The 339-nt window shown below is 50.4% G+C and carries 1 protein-coding gene; it reads left to right on the top strand.

Features of this window, described 5'->3' with window-relative positions:
* A partial coding sequence (locus ACODST_RS27865) for a hypothetical protein (RefSeq protein ID WP_488935355.1) occupies positions 1-339 on the top strand: 339 nt, incomplete at both ends.

Raw genomic sequence — 339 nt, 5'->3', positions numbered from 1 at the left:
TTCAGGCAAGACTGGCAGCAGAAGCCAAAGCCAAAGCGGATGCAGAAGCTTTACAAGCCAAACAAGCAGAAGAAGCCCGTCAGGCGAAATTAGCGGCCGATGCTAAAGCTAAAGCAGATGCAGAAGCCCTTCAGGCTAAATTAGCAGCTGATGCCAAAGCCAAAGCAGATGCAGAAGCACTTCAGGCTAAGTTAGCAGCTGATGCCAAAGCCAAAGCGGATGCAGAAGCTTTACAAGCGAAACAAGCAGAAGAAGCACGTCAGGCGAAGTTAGCGGCCGATGCTAAAGCTAAAGCAGATGCAGAAGCACTTCAGGCAAGACTGGCAGCAGAAGCCAAAG

It is taken from the genome of Flavobacterium sp. FG19, from assembly GCF_057809475.1.
This window is presented reverse-complemented; position numbering and strand designations above follow the sequence as displayed.